Annotated in this window: 24 protein-coding genes and 1 pseudogene; 6 read left to right on the forward strand and 19 right to left on the reverse strand. The window is 60.3% G+C overall.

Going from position 1 to position 22,983, the window contains the following annotated elements; all coding sequences use genetic code 11:
• Positions 1–324 precede the first annotated feature (324 nt).
• Positions 325–2,246, forward strand: a pseudogene (locus ACEPAJ_RS05225) (autotransporter domain-containing protein).
• A 36-nt stretch (positions 2,247–2,282) separates the two neighbouring features.
• On the opposite strand, the gene ACEPAJ_RS05230 reads toward ACEPAJ_RS05225, so the two are convergent.
• Entirely contained in the window at positions 2,283–2,714 is a 432-nt protein-coding gene (locus ACEPAJ_RS05230) for a hypothetical protein (protein ID WP_425913933.1), read from the reverse strand.
• A 122-nt stretch (positions 2,715–2,836) separates the two neighbouring features.
• Between ACEPAJ_RS05230 and pip the strand changes: the two genes are divergently transcribed.
• Together pip and dtd are read left to right on the forward strand one after the other, a co-directional pair.
• On the forward strand, positions 2,837–3,808 hold the full coding sequence (gene pip / locus ACEPAJ_RS05235; protein ID WP_425913934.1) for a prolyl aminopeptidase: 972 nt from the start codon (positions 2,837–2,839) through the stop codon (positions 3,806–3,808).
• Complete coding sequence (gene dtd, locus ACEPAJ_RS05240; RefSeq protein ID WP_425913936.1) at positions 3,805–4,242, forward strand: D-aminoacyl-tRNA deacylase; 438 nt, start codon at positions 3,805–3,807, stop codon at positions 4,240–4,242. Before pip ends, dtd begins: the two co-directional genes overlap by 4 nt.
• A gap of 37 nt (positions 4,243–4,279) precedes the next feature.
• Here dtd and ACEPAJ_RS05245 read toward each other — a convergent pair whose 3' ends face one another.
• From ACEPAJ_RS05245 to ubiE, 9 genes are all read right to left on the reverse strand, one after another.
• The gene (locus ACEPAJ_RS05245; protein WP_425913937.1) at positions 4,280–4,987 is read right to left on the reverse strand and encodes a 16S rRNA (uracil(1498)-N(3))-methyltransferase; all 708 of its coding nucleotides are present in this window, start codon (positions 4,985–4,987) and stop codon (positions 4,280–4,282) included.
• Positions 4,984–5,787, reverse strand: a complete 804-nt coding sequence (gene tatC / locus ACEPAJ_RS05250; protein ID WP_425913938.1) for a twin-arginine translocase subunit TatC — start codon at positions 5,785–5,787, stop codon at positions 4,984–4,986. The genes ACEPAJ_RS05245 and tatC overlap by 4 nt, the downstream gene beginning before the upstream one ends.
• Positions 5,784–6,107 carry a Sec-independent protein translocase protein TatB gene (tatB, locus tag ACEPAJ_RS05255; protein WP_425913940.1) on the reverse strand — a complete coding sequence of 108 codons (324 nt, stop codon included), beginning with the start codon at positions 6,105–6,107 and terminating at the stop codon, positions 5,784–5,786. Before tatB ends, tatC begins: the two co-directional genes overlap by 4 nt.
• Positions 6,108–6,110: 3 nt before the next feature.
• Complete coding sequence (gene tatA / locus ACEPAJ_RS05260; protein ID WP_425913941.1) at positions 6,111–6,341, reverse strand: twin-arginine translocase TatA/TatE family subunit; 231 nt, start codon at positions 6,339–6,341, stop codon at positions 6,111–6,113.
• 27 nt (positions 6,342–6,368) lie between these two features.
• Positions 6,369–6,701 carry a phosphoribosyl-ATP diphosphatase gene (locus ACEPAJ_RS05265; protein ID WP_425917949.1) on the reverse strand — a complete coding sequence of 111 codons (333 nt, stop codon included), beginning with the start codon at positions 6,699–6,701 and terminating at the stop codon, positions 6,369–6,371.
• A gap of 7 nt (positions 6,702–6,708) precedes the next feature.
• On the reverse strand, positions 6,709–7,110 hold the full coding sequence (gene hisI, locus ACEPAJ_RS05270; RefSeq protein WP_425913943.1) for a phosphoribosyl-AMP cyclohydrolase: 402 nt from the start codon (positions 7,108–7,110) through the stop codon (positions 6,709–6,711).
• Positions 7,111–7,177: 67 nt separating this feature from the next.
• Complete coding sequence (gene ubiB, locus ACEPAJ_RS05275) at positions 7,178–8,764, reverse strand: ubiquinone biosynthesis regulatory protein kinase UbiB (RefSeq protein ID WP_425913944.1); 1,587 nt, start codon at positions 8,762–8,764, stop codon at positions 7,178–7,180.
• Positions 8,761–9,378 carry a ubiquinone biosynthesis accessory factor UbiJ gene (locus ACEPAJ_RS05280; protein WP_425913945.1) on the reverse strand — a complete coding sequence of 206 codons (618 nt, stop codon included), beginning with the start codon at positions 9,376–9,378 and terminating at the stop codon, positions 8,761–8,763. Before ACEPAJ_RS05280 ends, ubiB begins: the two co-directional genes overlap by 4 nt.
• The gene (gene ubiE / locus ACEPAJ_RS05285) at positions 9,378–10,148 is read right to left on the reverse strand and encodes a bifunctional demethylmenaquinone methyltransferase/2-methoxy-6-polyprenyl-1,4-benzoquinol methylase UbiE (protein WP_425913947.1); all 771 of its coding nucleotides are present in this window, start codon (positions 10,146–10,148) and stop codon (positions 9,378–9,380) included. Before ubiE ends, ACEPAJ_RS05280 begins: the two co-directional genes overlap by 1 nt.
• Positions 10,149–10,585: 437 nt before the next feature.
• Between ubiE and ACEPAJ_RS05290 the strand changes: the two genes are divergently transcribed.
• The 3 genes from ACEPAJ_RS05290 to ACEPAJ_RS05300 all read left to right on the forward strand — a co-directional run bounded on the left by ACEPAJ_RS05290 (position 10,586) and on the right by ACEPAJ_RS05300 (position 12,150).
• The gene (locus tag ACEPAJ_RS05290) at positions 10,586–10,864 is read left to right on the forward strand and encodes a polyhydroxyalkanoic acid system family protein (protein ID WP_274087602.1); all 279 of its coding nucleotides are present in this window, start codon (positions 10,586–10,588) and stop codon (positions 10,862–10,864) included.
• Positions 10,865–10,982: 118 nt separating this feature from the next.
• Positions 10,983–11,423, forward strand: a complete 441-nt coding sequence (locus tag ACEPAJ_RS05295) for a phasin family protein (RefSeq protein ID WP_274087601.1) — start codon at positions 10,983–10,985, stop codon at positions 11,421–11,423.
• Positions 11,424–11,436: 13 nt separating this feature from the next.
• Entirely contained in the window at positions 11,437–12,150 is a 714-nt protein-coding gene (locus ACEPAJ_RS05300) for a phasin family protein (RefSeq protein WP_425913950.1), read from the forward strand.
• A 60-nt stretch (positions 12,151–12,210) separates the two neighbouring features.
• Here ACEPAJ_RS05300 and ACEPAJ_RS05305 read toward each other — a convergent pair whose 3' ends face one another.
• The 9 genes from ACEPAJ_RS05305 to argS form a co-directional block, all read right to left on the reverse strand.
• Positions 12,211–12,825, reverse strand: a complete 615-nt coding sequence (locus tag ACEPAJ_RS05305) for a TetR/AcrR family transcriptional regulator (protein WP_425913952.1) — start codon at positions 12,823–12,825, stop codon at positions 12,211–12,213.
• Between the two features lie 86 nt (positions 12,826–12,911).
• Positions 12,912–14,594: a class II poly(R)-hydroxyalkanoic acid synthase gene (phaC, locus tag ACEPAJ_RS05310; RefSeq protein ID WP_425913953.1), complete on the reverse strand. Its 1,683-nt coding sequence runs from the start codon at positions 14,592–14,594 to the stop codon at positions 12,912–12,914.
• A 252-nt stretch (positions 14,595–14,846) separates the two neighbouring features.
• Positions 14,847–15,707 carry a poly(3-hydroxyalkanoate) depolymerase gene (gene phaZ, locus ACEPAJ_RS05315; protein WP_322949901.1) on the reverse strand — a complete coding sequence of 287 codons (861 nt, stop codon included), beginning with the start codon at positions 15,705–15,707 and terminating at the stop codon, positions 14,847–14,849.
• Between the two features lie 156 nt (positions 15,708–15,863).
• Positions 15,864–17,543 (reverse strand): class II poly(R)-hydroxyalkanoic acid synthase, encoded by a 1,680-nt coding sequence (phaC, locus tag ACEPAJ_RS05320; RefSeq protein ID WP_425913955.1) that lies wholly within the window; start codon positions 17,541–17,543, stop codon positions 15,864–15,866.
• Between the two features lie 389 nt (positions 17,544–17,932).
• Complete coding sequence (locus ACEPAJ_RS05325) at positions 17,933–18,307, reverse strand: gamma-butyrobetaine hydroxylase-like domain-containing protein (RefSeq protein ID WP_425913956.1); 375 nt, start codon at positions 18,305–18,307, stop codon at positions 17,933–17,935.
• Between the two features lie 68 nt (positions 18,308–18,375).
• Positions 18,376–19,716 carry an HslU--HslV peptidase ATPase subunit gene (hslU, locus tag ACEPAJ_RS05330; protein ID WP_425913958.1) on the reverse strand — a complete coding sequence of 447 codons (1,341 nt, stop codon included), beginning with the start codon at positions 19,714–19,716 and terminating at the stop codon, positions 18,376–18,378.
• Between the two features lie 28 nt (positions 19,717–19,744).
• Positions 19,745–20,275, reverse strand: coding sequence for an ATP-dependent protease subunit HslV (hslV, locus tag ACEPAJ_RS05335; protein WP_298184841.1), 531 nt, complete (start codon positions 20,273–20,275; stop codon positions 19,745–19,747).
• Between the two features lie 141 nt (positions 20,276–20,416).
• The gene (locus tag ACEPAJ_RS05340) at positions 20,417–21,100 is read right to left on the reverse strand and encodes an SPOR domain-containing protein (protein ID WP_425913960.1); all 684 of its coding nucleotides are present in this window, start codon (positions 21,098–21,100) and stop codon (positions 20,417–20,419) included.
• Complete coding sequence (gene argS / locus ACEPAJ_RS05345; RefSeq protein WP_425913962.1) at positions 21,101–22,840, reverse strand: arginine--tRNA ligase; 1,740 nt, start codon at positions 22,838–22,840, stop codon at positions 21,101–21,103. It lies immediately after the preceding gene.
• Positions 22,841–22,983 lie beyond the last annotated feature (143 nt).

Genomic DNA, 22,983 nt, shown 5'->3' on the forward strand with positions numbered 1-22,983 from the left:
AGTAGATAGCCAGCGGTATCTGCGGGCATATCCGCCCGCCGTTGTTTGCCTCACCACCCTGCGTGCTCTGCAAGCAGCTTAATGACTCGACCTGCAGCCTTGCGCGCTTGGTCAGCCATGAATTCATGGCTGACTCGCCAGGCGTGATGCTGGGTGTCTGGCGCAGTTTCTGAAGCGTTGCAACATGTTGTCTCCACGAACGATCTGAGCCTATTCATGGGCTCAATAACGCCCCAGCTCACCCGTTTGGGGGATAGTTGTGTGCACGTGTTCTCACTAATTTCCTTGCGTCCCTTCGGTAAAAAAATAACAAAAAGGTGCGCCATGTTTCCCTCTCTCAAAGTTTTAACCTCTGCAGTTCTGCTCGCAGGGTTGTCCACTGCGGCGCATGCCATGCCGTACTCTCAGCTGGTCATCTTCGGCGACTCCTTGAGCGATAGCGGTCAGTTCCCGGATCTCGGTAGTCCTTTGCTGGGCGGTAACCCCACTGGCGGTCTGCGCTTCACCAACCGTACGGGGCCAAGTTACCTAGGTAATAACACCGAGTATTTCGATGCTGTTTCAACTCAGCGTTTGGCGTCGATGCTGGGGCTGCAGGCGCTACCCTCAACCCCTATTTTGCCGCAAGCCTTAACGGGCAACGCCGATGGCACTAACTATGCGGTGGGTGGCTATCGCACGGATCAAGTACTGGCGTCGATCACCTCTGCCAATGGCTCGGTGGTGGATGCGGGAGGTGGGACCGTGCGTACACGCAATGGTTATTTAGTGGACGTGCCACGGGTGGACCCCAATGCGCTGTTCTATATCAATGGCGGCGGTAATGATGTCTTGCAGGGTATTGTGACCAATCAGGCCACTGCTGCAGCGGCCGCAGCAGATCTAGTGGCAGGTGTCGCGGAGCTGCAACGTGCGGGGGCAAGAACCATTGTCGTGTCTGATTTGCCGGATGTGGGGTTAACCCCGGCGGGCTTTGGTAGCGGTTTTCGCGCGGCCTGGTCGGGCGCTTCCGGGCTGCTTAACGCCGAACTGGGCAGTCAACTTTCAGCCCTCGGTGGTAACGTCATTCTGCTTAACTTCCGCAGCCTGTTAAACGAAGTAAAGGGGGACTTGGCAACGTTCGGCTTTGACCCACTCGTCAGTCAGACCGACGTTTGTTTCAGCGGGGACAGCTGCCTGGCCGACCCCACATGGGGGATTGGCGGGCTGACGCCGAACCCGAATCGACTGATGTTCAATGACGGTGTGCACCCCACCTCTGCCGTGCAGCAGATCAGTGCCGACTATATCTATTCGATTCTCGGCGCACCTTGGGAAGTGTCGCTGCTGCCAGAGATGGCCATGGCCAGCCTTAACGGTCATCAGCAATATTTGCGCAGTGAGTGGCAGGCTGACCGCGGCACTTGGCAGGCGGTTGGCCAGTGGCGCAGCATTGTGGGGGCCAGTGGCCTGCGTCAGCGGTTTGAGCGTGCCGACACGGTGGCAGGCGGTGACAGTAATGGCCTGGGCATCAATCTGGGGGGAGCTACCGACTCAATCAACAATGGCGTCTAGGTCTTGCTCTGGGTCTACAGCAACAGACTTTAGAGGTGGGGGCGGCGGACTCTGAGTACGACCTGCGTAGCTACCTGCTCAGCGCCTTTGCCCAGTATCAGCAGGGCCGTGTGTGGGCTGATGCCGGCCTTAGTGTGGGTTATTTGGATTACAACGACCTCAACCGCCAGTTCGCCCTGGGTATTTCCCAGCGCAGCGAGAAAGGCTCTACCGATGGGCAGCTCTGGGCCTTGTCCGGGCGTTTGGGTTATGACCTGGCCAATGCAGGGACGGGTTGGCGGGTCAGTCCGTTTGTCAGCGGTGACTATGCCCAGATGGATGTAGACGGCTACCAAGAGGATGGCGTGCGTTCGACGGCGCTCAACTACGGCAAGCAGCAGCGTGACAGCCAGCGCCTGGGCGTGGGTATCCAAGCCAATTACCAACTCACTGCCGCGACCGAGGTGTTTGCCGAGATCGCCCGTGAGCGTGAGTTTGAGGATGATCGCCGCGATCTGCGCATGGGCCTCAATTCGGTACCCGGCCATGATTTCGAGTTGCAAGGGCATACAGCCGCCAGCGGCCAGACCCTCGCCGGGGTCGGTGTCAGTCATGTTTTGGCCGAGGGGCTACAGGTGCGCGCGGCGTACCAGTTCCGCGGTACTGATGACCGTCTGCATGGGCTCAACCTGTCTCTCAACTGGGATCTGTAAGTCGCTAATCCGTCGCGCCCAAGGGCGCGGCGGGCTTCACCAGTTCAAGCGTGCCAGCTTCCACTCATCGCCTTCCCGCCACCACTCCAGCTTCACGCTGTAATGGCGCGCGCTGTCGGGGATCAGGCCTTCGGCGCCGGTCAGGCCAATCTGAGCCTCCGTGTGGCCTTTCTCACGGTAGGTCGCGTCGAGGTCGCTGTGCTTGCTCAGGGCCAGCACCTTGATGTTCTTGTGGCGCATAAACAGCAGCAACAGGGTGCGCTTCGCCCAATCGCGATCCAATTCTCCTTGGGCCGAGAACTGTGGGTGCAACTGGTCAAGCACTGCGCTGTTGTTCTTCGCTTCCAGGTTGTCCTGCAGTTGTTGCACGGCGGCTTCCAGCGCGGCCTGCGGCTCGTCCTTAGCGCCGCAACCGGCGAGCAGGGTGCAAAACAGTACGAAAGCCAAGGCAAATATCCGTGTTGGCATGCTCAACTCCTGTTTCATGGTTATGATGCCCGGCAGAGCGTCAAGCGGCTGCGCCGCGGTTATCCTGCGCAAGCTCGTCAACGTTACGCAACGCTTTATTCAGGTCAAGTCAGGAGCATGCCATGCAGACCTTGTATCCGGAGATTAAACCCTACGCCCGTCATGAGCTGGCGGTGCAGGCACCGCATGTGCTGTATGTGGACGAAAGCGGTTCGCCGGATGGCTTGCCCGTGGTGTTTATCCATGGCGGTCCTGGTGCGGGTTGTGATGCGGCCAGTCGCCGCTATTTCGATCCTAATCTTTACCGCATCGTGACCTTAGACCAGCGCGGGTGTGGGCGATCCACCCCTCACGCCAGCCTGGAAAACAACACCACCCAGGCGTTGATCGAGGACATGGAAGTGATCCGCGAGCAGTTGGGTATCGACAAGTGGGTACTGTTCGGCGGCTCTTGGGGCTCGACCTTGGCCCTGGCCTATGCGCAGGCACATCCGCAACGCGTGCATGGGCTGATTCTGCGGGGCATCTTTCTTTGTCGTCCGCAGGAAATCAGTTGGTTTTATCAGGCTGGTGCCAGCCGGCTGTTCCCTGATTATTGGGAGGATTACCTGGCGCCGATCCCGCTGGATGAGCGCGCTGACCTGGTGCACGCGTTCTATAAGCGCCTGACTGGCCCTGATCAGATCGCCCAAATGCACGCGGCCAAGGCCTGGTCGACCTGGGAAGGTCGCACTGCCACCCTGCGGCCTAACCCACACGTTGTCGACCGCTTCACCGACAGCCATCGCGCGCTGTCGATTGCCCGGATCGAATGCCATTATTTCGTCAACAACGCCTTTCTTGAGCCGGATCAGTTGCTGCGTGATATGCCGAAGATCGCCCATCTGCCCGGGGTCATCGTGCATGGCCGTTATGACGTGATCTGCCCGCTGGATAACGCCTGGGCCCTACACCAGGCCTGGCCTAACAGCGAGCTACAGATCATTCGCGACGCCGGTCATTCCGCCGCTGAAGTCGGCATTACCGATGCCCTGGTGCGGGCAGCAGATGAAATGGCGCGGCGCTTGCTCAACCTGACTCCGGATGAAGCATGAAGGCACTGATTCAGCGGGTGCGTGGCGCCCGAGTAGAAGTAGAAGGCGAAGTGGTCGGTGCGATTGATCAGGGCCTGCTGGCGCTGGTCGGCGTCGAGCCGCAAGACACTCCAGCCAGCGTCGAAAAAATCCTCCACAAGCTGCTCAATTACCGGGTGTTCAGCGACGCCGCGGGCAAGATGAATTTGTCGCTCAGCGATGTTGGTGGCGGACTGTTGCTGGTTTCGCAGTTCACCCTGGCGGCCGACACTAAGAGCGGCCTGCGCCCAGGCTTTTCCAGCGCTGCGCCGCCGGCGCTGGGGGCTGAGTTGTTTGATCAGCTGGTCAGCCAAGCCCGTGCCAAGCACCCACAAGTGGCTACCGGGCAGTTCGGTGCCGATATGCAGGTGCATCTGGTCAATGATGGGCCGGTGACACTTTTGCTGGAAAGCTAAGAGGCAGGCCGCTCCCGGCCAGCCCGGTGCCAGCTCACTAGAACAGCCGCGCCAGTAAGGCGGTCACCGCTGTTTCCACGCGCAAAATGCGTTCGCCCAGCTGCACCGGTTGCAGGCCGGCCTGTTGCAGCTTTTCCACTTCATATGGAATCCAGCCGCCTTCGGGGCCGATCGCCAGGGTGACGGGCTGCTCGACAGCCCGCGGGCATGCGGGGTAATCACCGGGGTGGCCGGTCAGGCCGAGAGTGCCGGCTGCGAGGTGTGGCAGATGATCTTCGACGAAGGGTTTGAAACGCTTCTCGATGATCACCTCGGGCAGCACAGTATCGCGGGCTTGCTCTAAGCCGAGAATCAGCTGTTCGCGAATGGCTGCTGGCTCCAGAAAGGGGGTCTGCCAGAAGCTTTTCTCTACCCGGTAGCTATTGAGCAGAATCAGCCGAGGTACGCCCATGCTGCTGACGGTTTGCAGCACGCGCCGCAGCATCTTCGGCCGCGGCAGGGCCAGTAGCAAGGTAAGCAGCAGTTTCTCAGGCGGCGCTTGATCGAACTGCACCGACAGTTCGGCCTGCTCGGCATCCAGGCGCAGCAGCTGGCCGCTGCCCATCAGGCCGTTGAGGCGTCCGACCCGCAGGCTGTCGCCGGCCTCTGCGCGGTGCACGTCCTGTAGGTGTTTAAGACGGCGCCCGCTCAGCAGCACGCGGTCGGCGGCGATAAAGTCGCCGTCTTCGAGTAGCAGCAGGTTCAAGGTTGTGCGGCTGGCGGTTGATCGTTGGGCGCGTCTTCGCTGTTGGGGTTCTCCGCTGCATCTTCTTCAGTGCGTCGCTTGACCAGGCTGCCGCACAACAAACCGGCCTCAAACAGCATCCACATGGGCAGTGCTAGCAACGTCTGCGAGAACACGTCGGGCGGCGTCAGCACCATGCCGACCACAAAGCAGCCAACCACCACGTAGGGGCGACTTTTACGCAGGGTGGCGACATCAACCACGCCGATCCAGATCAGGAGGAAGGTGGCGATCGGGATCTCGAAGGCGACGCCAAAGGCGAAGAACAGGGTGAGGACAAAATCCAGGTACTGGCCGATGTCGGTCATCATCGCCACGCCTTCCGGGGTCACGCTGGCGAAGAAGCCAAACATGATCGGGAATACTACAAAGTAGGCGAAGGCCATGCCGCCGTAAAACAGCAGAATGCTGGAAATCAGCAGCGGTACGGCAATACGCTTTTCATGCTTGTACAGGCCCGGCGCGATAAAGCCCCAGATCTGATGCAGGATGATCGGGATCGCCAGGAACAACGCGACCATCAGCGTCAGCTTGAAGGGTGTGAGGAAGGGCGAGGCCACGCCAGTGGCGATCATCGTCGCGCCTTCCGGCAAGTAAGCGCGCAGCGGTGCGGCAACCAGGGCGTAAATGTCCTGGGAAAAATAGAACAGCCCGGCAAATAGCAGGAATACGGCCCCGACAATACGCAGCAGGCGGGTGCGCAGCTCAGTCAGGTGTGAGACCAGGGGCATTTCCTGGTCGCTGTCCGGTCGTTGGCTCATGGCTGCGGGCTTTTATCCTGGCTGCTTTTTTCGGGCGTGGGGGTGGTTTCGCCCAGGCTGCTGAGTGGCGCATTGAGTTTTTGCTTGGCCGCGTTCATTTCTCGCTCAAGGTCGAGAATCTGCTCGTTATGCAGCTGGCGGCGGATTTCGTCTGCGCCGATCTCGCGCTCGACCTCAGCCTTGATCGCGCTAAAGCTGCGTTTGATCCGGCCGATCCACAGCCCGGCGGTGCGCACAGCACCGGGCAGGCGCTCAGGGCCCAATACCAGCAGGGCGACGATGCCCACCAGCAGCAGCTCGGTAAAACCAATATCGAACATGGCTTAGTCTTTTTTCGCCGGCTCTTCGACCTTGCGCGCCTGGGCGTCAATGGTCTGGCCTTTGGGGTCTTCTACGGCAGGTTTGTCGTCTTCGTTACCCATGGATTTTTTGAAACCCTTGATCGCATCGCCGAGATCGGAGCCCAGGCCCTTGAGGCGCTTGGTGCCGAACAGCATGACCACGATCAGCAGGATGATCACCAGTTGCCAGATGCTAATGCCACCGAATCCCATAACGCGTACTCCGTAGTAAGAGGTTGATTAGTTTTGTGGGCGAGCGGCTTTTTCCGCGTGTCCGGACAGGCCGAAGCGCCGGTCCAGTTCGTCCAGTACCGCTTGCGGGTGCTGGCCGAGGGCGGCAAGCATGACCAAACTGTGGAACCACAGGTCGGCGGTTTCGTAGATGACGTCGCTGCAGTCACCACTGACGGCAGCATCTTTGGCCGCCAGAATGGTTTCCACCGATTCCTCACCGACCTTTTCCAGAATCTTGTTCAGGCCCTTGTGGTACAGGCTGGCGACATAGGAGCTGTCGGCGGCCGCGCCTTTGCGCGACTCCAGCACGTCGGCCAGGCGGCTCAGGGTGTCGGTCATGGCCGTGTCACTCATGGTTGTGTCCTGCTGCATAAATGGCGTGCGGATCTTTGATCACCGCATCGACGGTTTTCCAGCTGCCGTTATCGAATACGCGGTAAAAGCAGCTTTCGCGGCCTGTGTGGCAGGCGATGCCGCCCAGTTGTTCGACCTTCATGATGATCACGTCAGCATCGCAGTCCAGGCGCAGTTCGTGGAGCTTCTGCACATGGCCGGACTCTTCACCCTTGCGCCACAGCTTACCGCGCGAACGCGACCAGTAGACGGCGCGCTGCTCGGTGGCCGTCAGCGCCAGGGCTTCACGGTTCATCCAGGCCATCATCAGTACACGGCCGGTTTGGTGGTCCTGAGCGATTGCCGGCACCAGGCCGTCGCTGTTCCAGTTGATTTCGTCGAGCCAGTCAGTCATCGCTATATCCGCCCGTAACGGGCTGCTTGGTTCAGAAAGCTAGTGTGCCAGTGCGCACCCAGTGTGGCTATCGCAACACCAGATAAACCCCCGCCACAGCCATTACCCAGCTCGGCCAGGCGAGCAGGGTCAAGGTCAGGCCTTGGCTGACGGCACCGGCAATCAGTGCCGCGCCCAACAGCCGTCCCAGCCAGTGCTGAGTAGTCGCCGGCTGCTCCTGACGCTGCGCGGGTTGCTGGTTAAGCCGCTCCAGCGTCTCGCGGGCGATTTGCGACAGGTGCGGGACCTGCTCAGCTTGCAGTTGCAGGTTCCGTAGCAGATGCAGGGGGCTGATGCGCTCGCGCATCCAGCGCTCAAGGAACGGCTGAGCAGTGCTCCACAGATCAAGATCCGGGTAGAGCTGGCGGCCGAGGCCTTCGATATTCAGCAGGGTCTTCTGCAATAGGACCAGCTGCGGTTGCACTTCCATATTGAAGCGCCGCGCGGTCTGGAACAGACGCAGCAGCAACTGGCCAAAAGAAATATCTTTCAGTGGCCGCTCAAAAATCGGTTCGCAGACGGTGCGGATGGCGGCCTCGAAATCATTCACCTTGGTCTCGGCGGGCACCCAGCCAGAGTCGATATGCAGCTGCGCCACACGGCGGTAGTCACGCTTGAAAAAGGCCAGCAGGTTACGCGCCAGGTAGTCCTGATCTTCGGCGGTCAGGCTGCCGATGATGCCGCAGTCGATGGCAATGTACTGCGGGTTCCACGGTGTGCGGGTGCTGACGAAGATATTGCCGGGGTGCATGTCGGCGTGAAAGAAGCTGTCGCGGAACACTTGGGTGAAGAAGATCTCTACGCCGCGTTCGGCCAGCAGCTTCATGTCGGTGCGCTGGTCAGCCAGGGTCGCCAGATCGGTGACCTGAATGCCATAGATGCGCTCCATCACCAGTACTTTCGGTCGGCACAAGTCCCAGTAAACCTGAGGGACATAGAGCAGCTGCGAGCCTTCGAAATTGCGCCGTAACTGACTGGCGTTGGCCGCTTCGCGTAGCAGGTCAAGTTCGTCGTAGATGGTTTTCTCGTAATCGCTGACCACTTCCACCGGGCGCAGGCGGCGTGCATCGGCGGAGGACTTCTCGGCTATTTTGGCGAGCAGGAACAGCCAGGCGATGTCTTGCTCGATCACCGGTTCCAGGCCGGGGCGAATCACCTTGACCACCACTTCTTCGCCGCTTTTCAGTTGTGCGCCATGCACCTGCGCCACCGAGGCGGACGCCAGCGGCTGGGTATCGAAGCGGGCAAACACCTCGCTGACCTTGGCCCCCAGTTGCGCTTCAATCAGGGCTTGGGCTTTGGCCGGATCAAACGGCGGCACCCGGTCCTGCAGCTTGGCCAGCTCATCGGCGATATCCAGTGGCAGCAGGTCGCGGCGGGTTGAGAGCACCTGGCCGAATTTGATGAAGATCGGCCCCAGCTCTTCCAATGCCAAGCGCAGGCGTGCGCCGCGTGACAGGTCGAGCGAGGTGCGCGGCAGCCAGCGCCACGGCAAGGCATAGCGCAGCACGCGCGCCCACAAGGGCAGCGGCAGGGCGAACAACAGGTCATCCAGTTGATAGCGGATAACCACGCGCTGAATGCGCAGCAGACGACGGACGGCAAGCAGCTTCATTCGATAGGCTTATGGTTTTGGGCAAGGCGCTCAATGCGGGCATCGAGACGGTCGAGTGACAGCTTCAGGTGATCGAGTTCGGCGAAGCGCGCATCGGCCTCACGCTGGCCGACCAGGCTGCGGGACTCTTCGCTGAGGTAATCAGCCAGGTTCAGGCGCAGGCTGTCGAGAGCTTGGCTGCTCCAGCTCACTCGGCTGCGCAAGTGGCCCCCGAGCAACTGACTGCCAACCGGGCCGAGCCAGCGTGACAGCTCATACTCCCAGTCCAGTTCGAGGTCCTGAAGGATGCCGGCCAGTTCCAGCAGGGCGGCGCTGTCACCATCCAGGCTGACTTCGGGGCTGTGCAGGATGCTGGTCTTATTCTTACTGGTGGCCAGGCGTACTAGGCTGGCCGCCGGCGCGCGTAGGCTGCAATCGGCCTCACCGGCCCACTGCGCGGCTAATTGCAGGCCGGTCGCGCTGGGCAGAATAAACAGTTGCAGGCTCGGCGCCGTGCATTCCACGGCGATGACTCGGCCGCTCAAGCGCGCCAGGCGTGGCAGCGCCGTGCTGTCCATGGCCAATACGCGATTGAGGCCAAGCTCGACCCCGGCCAGCAGCCCGGTGATTAACATCAGGGCTTGATGCCGCGGTGCAGGGCGACGATACCGCCGGTCATGTTGTGGAAGGTCACGCGCTCGAAGCCGGCTTCAACCATCATCGCCTTGAGGGTGTCCTGATCCGGGTGCATGCGGATCGATTCGGCCAGGTAGCGGTAGCTTTCGGCGTCGTTGGTGATCAGCTTGCCGGCCAACGGCATGAACTTGAACGAATACGCGTCGTAAAACTTCGACAGCAGCGGGCTGGAAGGCTTGGAGAACTCCAGGATCAGCAGGCGGCCACCGGGCTTGAGCACCCGCAACATTGAGCGGATGGCGTCTTCTTTGTGCGTCACGTTGCGCAGGCCGAAGGCGATGGTCACCACGTCGAAATGGTTATCTGGGAACGGCAGTTTCTCCGCGTCGGCCTGGACGAAGCTGACGTTGCCGGCCACGCCTTTGTCGAGCAGACGATCACGGCCAACGCGCAGCATCGACTCGTTGATATCGGCCAGTACCACTTCGCCGGTTGGGCCAACCAGGCTGGAGAACTTGCGGGCCAGATCGCCGGTACCGCCGGCGATATCCAACACCCGGTTGCCGCTGCGCACGCCGGACAGTTCAATGGTGAAGCGCTTCCACAGGCGGTGCATGCCGCCGGACAGCACATCGTTCATCAGGTCGTACTTGGCTGCCACCGAGTGGAAAACTTCGGCGACTTTTTCCGCCTTTTGGCTTTCCGGCACATCCTGGAAGCCAAAATGCGTGGTGGGTTCGCTGTCGCTGTTCTTGCGCGGGTCGTTCATCGTGCCCTTTCCTAAACAGAGAGGCTGAATCAAAGAGGCGGCCATTCTAAACCTAAATGCGGGCATAGGCTCCAAACCGCACGCGTGAAGTAAAAGCCTAAGGGCTTTGCATGTGTGCAGCTTGCTATAGTCTCGCAATCTAGGGTCTGTTGTCGTTTCGGCACGAGTCGCGTTGCCGCGCAAAACCTCGCCAGGCTAGGCGGAGGACGCTGGTAATGGTGTTCCCTTGCCAAGTCCTCCAACACCGCTTGGCGAGGTTTTGCGCGCAACCCGAAGGGCCGTGCCTGTTTTAGCGCGATACGGCGTTTCTCGACACTCATTTGGAACGCCAAACTTCGTGTCTCGTGCCTTGTCTCGCGCTAAAACAGGCTTCGGCGCGGCCGCGCTGAAACGATAACAAACCCTAAGGTCGCAGTTAACTGGCGAGGAGAAATGCCATGGCCAAGATCACCGTTGAACGCCCCCACAACCTAGGCCGCGAGGCCGCCCGTGAGAAAGCCGAGCAACTGGCCGAACGACTGGCGCGCGAATATGACGTGCGTTACCGCTGGAATGGCGACAACCTGGAATTCAAACGCAGCGGTGCTGACGGCCGTATTGAGGTGCATGAAAGCAGTGTGCGTGTGCAGCTCAGCCTGGGCTTGTTGCTCTCGGCGATGAGCAGCAGCATCAAGCGCGAAATCGAAGACGCGCTGGATAAGAACCTGCAGGCCTGACAACAGGCTTCGGCAGTTTTTAAGCGGCTTAGTATGCGGTTTCTAATTTTCATCGATACCGTGTTGCTAAGCCTGCATTCCGTGGGCGTTTCCTCGAAACATTAGAGTGAGGTGCACCATGTCGAAAGTTGCCGTTAAAAAGAAAGCCGTCGTTGAAGAAACCAGCAGCGTGCTGAGCGACGCAAAAGTTTACGCCCGCAAAATCTGGCTGGCGGGTCTGGGCGCTTACGCCAAAGCCGGTCAAGAAGGTTCCGAGTACTTCAAAGAACTCGTGAAAAGCGGCGAAGGCGTTGAAAAACAAGGCAAGAAGCTGGTCAACGAACAAGTTGAAGCGGCCAACAGCCAGATCGACAGTGTGAAGAACACCGTCACCAGCAATGTCAGCAGCGTCAAAGATAAGTTTGAGGGGCGTCTCGACAAAATCGAGAAGGCGTTCGATAACCGTGTAGCCAGTGCCCTAAACCGCCTGGGCATCCCGTCTAAGCAGGACGTAGAAGTCCTGTCTGCTAAGCTCGACGAGTTGAGCGCGTTGCTCGATCACGTCGCGCGCACCAAATAAGGAGAGCTGCAGAATGGCCGTCAAAAAGAAAACTGAAAAGCAAGCCACCTCTTGGGTCGGCGAAGTCGAAAAATACTCGCGTCAAATCTGGTTGGCAGGTTTGGGCGCCTATTCCAAGGTCAGCAAGGACGGCAACAAGCTGTTCGACACGCTGGTCAAGGATGGCGAAAAAGCTGAGAAGCAAGCCAAGAGCGAAGTCGACAAGCAAGTTGGCGCTGTGAAAAGCAACGTGAACATGAAAGTGGACACCGCTAAGTCGCGCGTTGATGAAGTTAAAGACAAGGCGATGGGCAAGTGGAACGAGCTGGAAGAAGCCTTCGATAAGCGTCTGAACAATGCCATTTCGCGCCTGGGTGTACCGAGCCGCAATGAAGTGAAAGCGCTCAATGCAAAAGTTGAAAGCCTGACCAAGCAGATCGAGCAGCTGACCGGTGTCTCGGTCAAATCGGTTAAGCCTGCCGTCAAGAAAGTAGCCGCCAAGCCGGCCGCTAAACCTGCGGCGAAGCCCGCTGCCAAAGCCATTGCTAAACCAGCCGCCAAGGCTGCGGCTAAGCCAGCTGCTAAAGCCGCTGCGAAGCCTGCGGTAAAACCAGCGGCCAAGCCCGCCGCTAAGCCGGCAGCCAAACCTGCTGCGGCCAAGCCCGCTGCGCCGGTAGTCGCTGCACCTGCCGCGCCTGCTGTGGCCGTTGTGCCAGCTGCACCGGTAACACCTGCCACACAGTCGTAAGACTGCGCTGCAGCTCACGCAAACGCCCGGCTCATGCCGGGCGTTTGCGTTTGTGCGGGCTTAATCTTCCAGGTAGCGCTGCGCCAAGTGTTCGGCGGCGTAACGGGGTTCTTCGGCCAGGTGCGGGGCTACCAGCATCATCACTTGATACACCACCAGGCGACTCTCACCTTCGCGGCCAATGATGCGCTGGTAGTCGAGGGAGAACATCAGGGTCAGGGTTATCTGCTCGACCAGTTGCCCCAGCGCCTGGGTATCGCTGCGCAGTTGGCCCTCGATCTGCAGTTGCGCCAGCAGTTCGGCCAAGGTGCGTTTTAAGCTATTGAGCCAATGGCGCATGCCGCGTTCAAGCTTGGGCAGGCGGCTGGTCAGGTTGGACAGGTCCTGGAACAAAAAGCGGTAGTGGGCCAGGCGCTCGACGATCAGGTGCAGAAATAGCCAGTAGTCTTCCACATCCAGCTGCGCGTCTTCGGGCGGCGAAAGCAGCGGGGCGAGTTCGGCCTGAAAACGTTCGAACAAACCAAGGATCAGCGGTTCTTTGCCGTGAAAGTGGTAGTACAGGTTGCCCGGGCTGATGCCCAGCTCGTTGGCGATTTCCAGGGTGGAGACATTCGGTTCCCCCTTCTGGTTGAACAGCAGCAGGGCGCACTCAAGGATTTTGTCACGGGTCTTCATTGGTTCTTCTTATTCTGTGCGCAGAGAGTTTGAAGTGGCGTGGCGCAGCAGGCTGCGCCACGGTTGATGATGGTTGGGGCGGTGCGTTAACGCACGTGCACGTAAGTGCCCGGTGCAGCCTCCATGGCCGGGTAGTCCGGGTTGCCCAGCGTCATCTGGGTATCGCGCTGTTCGCCGGAACGCTCTTGCATCCAGCTCAGCCATACCGGCCACCAACTGCCCGGCAGGTGTTCGGCGTCGTGATACCAGGCGCGCGGGTCGCCGGTGAGTTTGGGGCTTTCCAGGTAGTTGGATTTGGGGTTGCCCGGTGGATTGAGAATGCTCTGGATATGCCCGCTGTTGGACAGGATAAAGCGCCGGTTACCGCCCAGCAGTAAGGTCGAGCGGTACACCGCATCCCAAGGGGTGATGTGGTCGTTTATGCCCGCGACGCTGAAGCTATCCACGTTGACTTTGCGTAGATCAATCGGTGTGCCACAGACTTCCAGGCCGCGTGGGTGGGTCAGTGGGTTGTGTTTGAAAAAGTCGATCAGGTCGCCATGCAGGGCGGCGGGCAGGCGGGTGTTGTCGTTGTTCCAGTAGAGAATGTCGAAGGCCGGTGGCTGTTTGCCGAGCAGATAGTTGTTGATCCAGTAATTCCAGATCAGGTCATTGGGGCGCATCCAGGCAAACACCCGCGCCATGTCGCGACCATCCAGTACGCCTTGCTGATAAGAGCGGCGTTTGGCGGCTTCCAGGGTTTTCTCGTCGGCAAACAACATGGCTGGGCTGTCGATCTGGCTATCGAGCAGGCTGACCATATAGGTGGCGCTGGCCACTTTGCGCAGCTGGCGTTTGGCCTGCAGGTGGCCCTGCAAGGCGGCAATGGTCAGGCCGCCAGCGCAGGCGCCGAGCAAGTTGACGTCTTTACTGCCGGTGATCTCGCGGCAGGCATCAATGGCGACCTCCAGGGCTTCCACATAGCTCGACAGGCCCCACTCACGATGCTTGGGATCGGGGTTTCGCCAGCTGACCACGAACGTCTGCAAGCCGTTTTTCAGGGCGTATTGGACGAAGCTCTTCTCGCTGGAGAGGTCGAAGATATAGAACTTGTTGATTTGCGGCGGCACGATCAACAGCGGTTTGGCGTACTGCTTTTCGCTCATCGGCTTGTACTGGATCAGCTCCAGTAGTTCGCTGCGAAACACCACGGCGCCGCTGGTAGTGGCCAGGTTACGGCCGACCTCGAAGGCATGCTTGCTGACCTGGCTGGGCATGCCGTCGTTGTTCACCAAGTCATCAAACAAGTGGCTCGCGCCTTTAAACAGGCTACTGCCACCGCTGTTGAACAGTTCTTTGATTACCTGTGGATTAAGCAAGGTGTTAGACGGCGCCAGGGCATCACCGAGCAGGGTGGTGACAAAGCGCGCACGGGCCCGATCGTCGGCGTCCAGGTTGCTCTCATCGATCCAGCTGTTCAGCTGTTTCTGGCAGGCCAGATAGCCTTGCAGGCTGCGACTGTAGAGTGTGTTTTCACGCCAGGTCGGGTCGGCAAAGCGCGGGTCTTGCGGATTGACCTTGAACGGCTTGTCGCCGAGCAGTACGCGACCCAGTTGGCCACCGAGGGCTAGTGCATGGCGAGCGCTGTGGATGGGTTGCTTGACCCCTTGCAGGGCCAGCGCGCGTAGGGTGGAGAGCAGGTCGCGGCCGCGCAGGCCGACCACCGCATTTTGTACGTTCATCACGCTTTTGTTAGCGGGTAACGCGCGTTTGGCGGGTAGGTCTCGCATTGGGCAACACTCCGTCGTCAAACCGTGAGACTGCAAAATTGCTAGTTGCGTTTATTGCTGCTGGTGCGCGGCTACGTGACGCGCAAGTGAAACAGCAACAGACCCTTGGTCAGCAAGCCTTGTACCAAGGCGCGCGCAAGTGCATTCCAGACTGCCGCGCGGCAATTCTCAGGTAATACAACGTGCCCGAAAGTGGGTCAAGCGCTGCGCTGTCAGCACCTTCCCGGTGCGAACAGCTTGTGTGGGTGGTGATTAACCGTGAGTGCGCGCGGGCAAGGGCTGTGGGTGCATGACTGCGCGCTGACGTTCCTCTTCCAGGAATTTCATGATGATTGGCGCAACCGCTTCAGCGCGGGTCACCAGGAACAGATGGCCATCGTCGATCACGTGCAATTCCGAGTTGGGAATGCGCCAGGCCAGCAGGCGCATATTCACCAGTGGGATCAGCGGGTCATCGTCACCGGCCATCACCAGGGTCGGCTGACGGATCTTGTGCAACCAATGGATGCTGGTCCAGCCGAGGCCGGCGAACAGCTGCCAGTAGTAGCCCATCTTACCGCCCGAACGGACCTTACTGGCATGCGCCAAGGCCAGCTTGGGGTCACGGCGGAACGCACCACCATAAATCTCCGGAGCAATCTGTACGCCGTAGGACGGCTGCACATAGCGCCGCGGACTGGCCATGCACCAGAGCACCTTGGGTTTGCCAGGGACCATCACCGCGCCGGCTGAGGTGGCGGCAAGGATCAGCTTCTTGCAGCGTTCCGGATAATCATGGGCGAACTGCTGCGCCAGGGCGCCGCCCCAGGACACGCCAATCGCATTGACTTGACCGTAGTCGAGGTAGTCGAGCATCCGTGCGGCCAGTTTAGCCAGGCCAGGGAAGCGATACGGCGTGCTAGGTGTGGAGGAGCCGCCAACGCCGGGGACGTCGAAGGCAATCACTTCCAGGCCTGGGTCGAGGGCGCGTACGAAGGGCATGACCAGCTCAAGGTTGGCGCCGATGCCGTTGAAAATCAGCAGGGGCGTCATCTCGCCATTGCCGGGGCGAACGGCAGTACGGATGGTCTGGCCGTCCAGTTCGATGGTGCGGAATACGAAAGGTAGCGACATGCGCAGAGGCCCTAGTCAGTTAAAACGCTGAATCAGACCCTCCGGGTCTTTTTCAGAAGCGCCAGGGCGAAGCCTGGTTCGCCCCACCTCTGCCAATGAGCGGGTGGGGGAGCGGCACGTCCAGTGCCGCGGGCAATGTTGCGCAATGCGCAGTGATCAACGTTCGTGAACGTAAGTGCCGGGGGCGGCTTCGCCGGCGGGGTGTTTCTTATTGCCCAGTTGGGTCGGTGCTTTTTTCAGTTCCCCGGAGCGCGCGGCGAGCCAGGTTTGCCAATGCAGCCACCAGGAGTCGGCGTGTTTGGTTGAGCTGGCTTGCCAGGTTTTCGGGTCCGCGTACATCTGGGTGTTGGTCATGTAGCGTGCTTTCGGGTTGCCCGGCGGGTTAAGAATGCTCTGGATATGCCCGCTGTTGGACAGTACGAACTCGACGTTACCGCCGAACAGGTTGGCCGACTTGTAGCATGACTCCCACGGTGTGATGTGGTCAGTGGTACCCGCTACGCAGAACAAATCGGTGGTGACCTGTTTGAGGTCGATTGGCGTGCCGCACACTTCCAGTGCGCCCGGGCGGATCAACGGGTTGGAGGTGAACATGTCGATAAACTCGCCATGCAGAGCGGCCGGCAGGCGCGTGGTGTCGTTGTTCCAGTGGAGGATATCGAACACGGGCGGCTCGTTACCCAGCAGGTAGTTGTTGACCCAGTAGTTCCAGATCAGGTCATTGGGGCGCATCCAGGCGAACACCTTGGCCATGTCTTTGCCTTCCAGCACGCCGGCCTGGTAGGAGCGACGCTTGGCCATTTCCAGGCTCTTCTCATCGGCAAACAGTGCGACATCAGTTTCCAGGCGGTTATCCAATACGCTGACCAGCAGGGTCAGGGCATGCACCTTCTTCTCACCCAGCGCCGCATAGTGGCCGAGCAGAGAGGTGGTGGTGAGGCCGCCGGAACAGGCGCCGAGCATGTTGATGTCTTTGCTGCCGGTGACGGCGCTGACTACGTCGATGGCTTCTTTCAGCGCTTCGATATAGGTCGACAGGCCCCACTCACGGTGCGCTTTGGTCGGGTTGCGCCAGCTCACCACGAAGGTCTGGATACCGTTGCGCAACAAGAAGCGCGCCACGCTTTTCTCGGGTGACAGGTCGAATACGTAGAACTTGTTGATCTGCGGCGGCACCACGAGCAGTGGGCGTTCCTGCACCTGTTCGGTGATTGGCTTGTACTGAATCAGCTCCAGCAGATCGTTGCGGAAAATCACTGCACCATCGGTGGTGGCCAGGTTTTTGCCGACCTCGAAGGCATTCATATCGACTTGGCTGGGCATGCCGCCGTTATTGACGATGTCCTTCGCCAGATGCCCCAGGCCGTCGAGCAGGCTTTTGCCGCCGGTTTCGAAGAAGCGTTTGACCGCTGCCGGGTTGGCCATGGTGTTGGTGGGCGCCATGGCTTCGGTCATCAGGTTGATCACGAAGTGACCACGGCTGGCATCCTGCTCGGACAGGTTGCTGTGTTCGACCCAGTCATGCAGTTCTTTGCGCCATGCCAGGTAAGTCTGCAAGTAGCGGCGGTACAGCGGATTTTGGCTCCAGGCCGGGTCGGCAAAGCGCCGGTCGCCGTCGTTCGGCGTAAGTTCGGATTGGCCGAGCATCACGTTCTTCAGTTCGATACTGAAGTGGGCCAGGTGTTTGGCGCTGTGCAGCGGTTGCTTGAGAGCCTGCTTGAGCACAATGCGGGCGGAGCTGAGCAAGTCTTTACCACGGATACCAATGACCGGGTTGAGGCCTAGGGTGTTTTCTGAAGCTTGGCGCTTCAGGTCATCATTATTCTTATTTGTCATCTACAACGCTCCATTGTCCTGAGACGAAATACCGGCGTCTTGCATGGCTCTAGCTCACGAGGCTTTGAACACGTTCTAAAGGCCAGGTATTGCCCGGATTACCAAGGGCGGATCGTTCCGCAATCGTCGTGTAACTGGCCAGGCCAGCCACGAGAGATTTTCCAGTTACTTGGTTACCCGAGTTTATGACTTTGTGCAAGCGAGCCGCATGCTGGGCGGTATATGGAGGAAGTATGCAGAGAAGGATTAGAAAATGCGCTCTAACCGGCCAGTAACCACCGGCTAGAAGGGCTGAGGTGGCGCCGCGGGTTATCGCGCAGCAAAGATCGCGGATAGGGGAAAATGCCGAGCGTTTGGGGCAATTGCTGAGGCTGTGTGCGCTTGGCGCTTCAGAGCATTAACTTGACCAGGCTTTCGCTGGGGTCGCGGGATTTGCCGGCAGCGCTTAGCTCGGCCAGGTAGTCACGCCACAGTTCGGTTTGGCGCAGGGCCAATTGCTCAAGGTAGTCCCAGCTGAACAGGCCGCTGTCGTGGCCGTCATCGAAACTTAGCTTGAGTGCGTAGTTACCGGCAGGTTCGATTTTGCTCAGGCCAACGCCGAGCTTGCCGGTTTGCAAAATAGGGTTGCCGTGGCCTTGGACTTCCGCCGAGGGCGAATGCACACGGAGAAACTCGGCGGGCAGGGTGTACTGCTCGTCAGGCCCGTAGTGCAGCTCCAGGGTTTTCGAGGCTTTGTGCAATTTGATCGCGGTGGGGATGCGCATGTCTGCTTTCCGTTAGAGGTCGCTCAGCCTGGCCGCGGTAAGCGCGGCCGGGCTGATTGCAGCGGGGGTTACAGAATATAGCGCGAGAGGTCTTCGTCCTGCGCCAGCTCACCGAGGTGGCTGTTGACGTAGGCCGCGTCGATCACGATCGGTGTGCCATTTTGCTGACCCGCCAGGTCGCCGGCGCTGAAGGAGACTTCCTCCAGCAGGCGTTCGAGCAGGGTGTGCAGGCGGCGTGCACCGATGTTCTCAGTCTTCTCGTTGACCTGATAAGCGATTTCGGCGATTCGCTTGATACCTTCAGCGACGAACTGAACGCCCAGCCCCTCGGTGTTTAGCAGCGCGACGTATTGCTCGGTGAGCGAGGCGTGCGGCTCGGTGAGGATGCGTTCAAAGTCTTCCGGGGTCAGGGCTTTCAGCTCGACGCGAATCGGCAGGCGGCCTTGCAGCTCTGGTACCAGGTCGCTCGGCTTGCTCAGGTGGAACGCACCGGAGGCGATAAACAGGATGTGGTCGGTTTTCACCATGCCCAGCTTGGTGTTCACCGTGCAGCCTTCGATCAACGGCAGCAGGTCGCGCTGTACGCCTTCGCGGGATACATCGGCGCCGCTGGTGTTGCCGCGCTTGGCTACCTTGTCGATCTCATCGATAAACACGATGCCGTTCTGTTCCACGGCCTCCAGGGCCTGCGCCTTGAGTTCTTCCTCATTGACCAGGCGCGCGGCTTCTTCATCGCGGACCAGCTTGAGGGCTTCCTTGACCTTGAGCTTGCGGCTCTTCTGCTTGCCTTTGCCCATGCTGGAAAACAGGTTCTGCAGCTGGTTGGTCATCTCCTCCATGCCCGGCGGAGTCATTATTTCGATACCGGCTGGGGCGTCGGCCACTTCGATCTCGATGTCCTTGTCGTCCAGCTGGCCTTCGCGCAGGCGCTTGCGGAACAGCTGGCGGGTGTTGGAATCGTTGCCCTGCGCGGCTTCTTCGCTGAAACCGGTGCGGGCCGGCGGCAGCAACGCATCGAGGATGCGCTCTTCGGCGGCATCTTCGGCGCGGTGACGGACCTTGATCATCTCCTGCTCGCGCAGCATCTTGATCGCCGCATCGGCGAGGTCGCGGATGATCGATTCGACATCACGGCCGACATAGCCAACCTCGGTGAATTTGGTGGCTTCAACCTTGATAAACGGCGCGTTGGCCAGCTTGGCTAGCCGCCGGGCGATTTCGGTTTTACCGACGCCGGTTGGGCCGATCATCAAAATGTTCTTGGGCGTGACTTCAGCGCGCAGCTCAACCGGCAGCTGCATGCGCCGCCAGCGGTTGCGCAGGGCAATGGCCACGGCGCGCTTGGCGTCGTCCTGACCGATGATATGGCGGTTGAGCTCGTGAACGATCTCGCGGGGCGTCATGGACATGCGGAGGTACTCCAGAAAAGACCGCGCCTTACTCGGCGCAGTCTTCCTCTTCAATAGTCAGGTTTTGATTGGTGAAGACACAGATGGAACCGGCAATGTTCAACGCGGTTTCGGTGATTTCACGGGCGCTCAATTCGGTTTTCTGCAGTAAAGCCATGGCCGCGGCTTGGGCGAAGCCGCCGCCGGAACCCATGGCGATTAGGCCGTGCTCGGGTTCAACCACGTCGCCGTTGCCGGTGATGATTAGCGAGGCATCTTTGTTGGCGACGGCCAGCATGGCTTCCAAGCGGCTCAGGGAACGGTCGGTGCGCCAGTCTTTGGCCAGCTCGACGGCCGCGCGGACCAGATTACCTTGGTGTTTTTCCAGTTGGCCTTCAAAACGTTCAAACAGGGTGAAGGCATCGGCGGTGGCGCCGGCAAAACCGGCGAGTACTTGGCCGTGGTACAGGCGGCGAACTTTTTTCGCGTTGCCTTTCATCACGGTATTGCCAAGGGACACCTGGCCGTCGCCGCCCATGACGACTTTGCCGTTGCGGCGTACTGAAACGATGGTGGTCAAGGGGAGAGTCTCCACGCAGCGGGGCGAAAGTGCCCAATGCCGAATGAAGTGGGGGCAGCGGCGCCCTGCTTCAAGCCCTGTAGCGCACGCTGTCCGACAAATAGTCGTCAGAGCGCGCCACAAGGCCTGAAATCGCGGGGTTTACTGCACCTGGCGCTGCTGTAACAACAGATTGCTAAAGCCGCTGGCGGCCAGGGATTTTTGCGCTTGGCCGAGCTGTTCACGGCTGGCGAAGGGGCCAACCAACACGCGGTGCCAGGTTTCCTCGCGCACGGTGCCGGATTCCACTTTGACGTTCTGCCCGAGCAGGATGATCTGCGCGCGCAGGCTGTCGGCGTCGCCCTTGCGGCGGAATGAGCCAGCCTGGAGGAAAAACTGCGAGCTGATCGGGCCTTTGGCGACCACCGGAGGCGGTGGCGGCACCTGGCCATTGAGCGCCGCTTGGGCGCGTGCCGCATCGATCTTGGCGGCTTCTTCCGGCGTCACCGGCTTCTGCGGCGGTGCAACCACAGGCTCTTCGACGGCCTGCTGCGGCAAGATCACTTCCGACTCCGGCAACAGGGTGTAGAAGTCGTACTTGGGCTTGGTCGGCTCCTGAGTGGCGGGCTTGGCGCTCGCCGCTTTGCTGGCCTGGTTGGCGCGGGCTTGTTCGACCTTGCTGCGTTTGATTTCATCGCGGCCGGGTTCGAGGCTGAACAAAAACACCATAAAGCCGCCGATCACCAGGCCGCAGACCAGCCAGAACCAGCCCGGCACCGGCTTTTTCGCCGGCGCCTTGTAACGGCTGGCGCCGCGCTTGGCGGCGGGCTTCTTTTTCACCGCCACTTACATGCGCTCCAGGGTTTCCAGGCCGAGCAGCTCAAGGCCCTGCTTGAGGGTGCGAGCGGTCAGTGCGGCCAGGCGCAGGCGGCTGTTACGCGTGGCCTCGTCCTCAGCGGCGAGGATCGGGCAGTTCTCGTAGAAACTGGAGAACAGCCCGGCCAGGTCATACAGGTAGGCGCAGAGCAGGTGCGGTTCGCCCTTGTCGGCGACGCTGCCAAGCACTTCGTTGAACTGTGCGAGTTTGCCGGCCAGTTCGATTTCGTGGGCGGCCTGCAGGTTGAGGCTGCCTTGAATTTCATCGAAGCCCTTGCCCAGCTTGCGGAACACACTGGCCACGCGGGTGTAGGCGTACAGCAGATACGGCGCGGTATTGCCCTCAAAGCTCAGCATCAGCTCGAAGTTGAAGCGGTAGTCGCTGGTGCGGTGTTTGGAGAGGTCGGCGTACTTCACGGCGCCGATGCCCACTGCGCGGGCGATCTGGCGTAGTTCGGCTTCGTCCAGTTCGGGGTTTTTGCCTTTGACCAGGGTATAGGCACGTTCTTCGGCCTCATCGAGCAGGTCGACCAGTTTCACCGTGCCGCCGTCGCGGGTCTTGAATGGGCGGCCGTCGGCGCCGTTCATGGTGCCGAAGCCCATGTGTTCCAGCTGCATGGTGGCAGGGACGAAGCCGGCCAGACGCGCTGCGGTGAAGACCATCTGGAAATGCAGGGCCTGGCGCTGATCGACGAAGTACAGGGCGCGGTCGGCCTTGAGCACGTTGGCGCGGTAGCGGGTGGCAGCCAGGTCCGTGGTGGCGTACAGGTAGCCGCCACCGGCCTTCTGCACGATCAGCGGCAGCGGGTTGCCTTCTGCGTTCTTGAACGCGTCCATAAACACGCACTGGGCGCCGTCGCTTTCGCTTAGCAGGCCCTTGGCCTTGAGGTCGGCGACCACATTGGCCAGGTCGTCGTTGTAGGCGCTCTCGCCTTTAACGTCGGCCATGCTCAGCTTCACGCCAAGGCGGTCGTACAACGCCTGGCAGTGGCTCAGGGAAATATCGTTGAAACGGTGCCACAAACGCAGGCACTCGGCGTCACCGGCCTGCAGCTGCACCACCAGCTCGCGGGCACGCTCGGCGAACTCGGGCGAGTCGTCGAAGCGCTTTTTCGCCGCGCGGTAGAAGCCTTCCAGGTCGGCCAGCTCGCTTTCGGCGGCCTCTGGGTTTTCCTGCATATAAGCCAGCAGCATGCCGAACTGGGTGCCCCAGTCACCCACGTGGTTCTGCCGGATCACTTCGTCACCGAGGAACTCCAGCACCCGCGCCACGCCGTCACCGATGATGGTCGAGCGCAGGTGACCCACGTGCATCTCTTTAGCCAGGTTAGGGGCCGACAGATCGACCACTACGCGCTGCGCGGTGCCGTTTTTGCGCACGCCGAGCTTGGCATCGGCCAGCAGGGCATCCAGGCGTGCGGCCAGGGCTTGAGTGTTCTGGTAGAAGTTGAGAAAGCCCGGGCCGGCGATTTCGGCTTTGCTGATGGCTGCGTCCGCGGGCAGTGCGGCGATGAGCTTTTCAGCCAGGTCGCGCGGCTTCATGCCGGCCGGCTTGGCCAGCATCATGGCGATATTGCTGGCGAAGTCACCGTGGGTCTTGTCTTTGGTGTTCTCCACCTGAATAGCCGGGCTCAGGCCTTCAGGCAGCACGCCTTCGGCAGTGAGGCGGGTCAGGGCTTGCTGGATCAGGTGGCGAATGGTGTCTTTCATGGTCTGCTCGGTCGGCCGTTGGGGCGGCGGCGCACAAAGGCGCTGGTTGAAAACTGCGCATTATCGACGCCCTTCGCCTGCAGCTTCAAGCAGCCTGTGGTTTTCTCCGGTTAAAGGTAGGCGCGCGGATGAGTAGCCCAGAT

It is taken from the genome of Pseudomonas sp. GWSMS-1, from assembly GCF_049847425.1.
In the GTDB taxonomy this organism is placed as follows: Bacteria; Pseudomonadota; Gammaproteobacteria; order Pseudomonadales; family Pseudomonadaceae; genus Aquipseudomonas.